Origin of the sequence: Mesorhizobium sp. WSM4887 (assembly GCF_029625865.1) — a bacterium.
In the GTDB taxonomy this organism is placed as follows: domain Bacteria; phylum Pseudomonadota; class Alphaproteobacteria; order Rhizobiales; family Rhizobiaceae; genus Mesorhizobium.
The window spans coordinates 1-265 of record NZ_JARTVP010000057.1 but is presented as its reverse complement, the minus strand read 5'-3'; the positions used below and the strand labels follow the sequence as shown (position 1 = coordinate 265).

At 64.2% G+C, this 265-nt stretch carries 1 pseudogene; it reads right to left on the bottom strand.

The features are described from left to right. Positions 1–265: pseudogene (locus tag P9230_RS32300) on the bottom strand (integrase); the annotation flags it as partial.

Here is a 265-nt window from a genome sequence, read left to right as displayed (position 1 = left end):
GGACAGCGCGGCGAGCTAGTTCCTCCGTTGCGTCGACAATGAAAGCGGAATAGTGCCGCTCGATCATCTCCGAACTCGTGTCATGAAGCGCCGCGACCAAACGGACGGGCAAGCCAGCTTTGAGCCCGCGCACGATCGACGAGTGCCGGAAAGCATACTTGATGGTGTCCGCCGGCACGCCAGCGCGCTGGACCGTGGCCGCCCACCAATTGTCGACCTCGTAGGCCGGTCCCCACGGGCGCCGATGGTCCTTCTCCCACTTCAC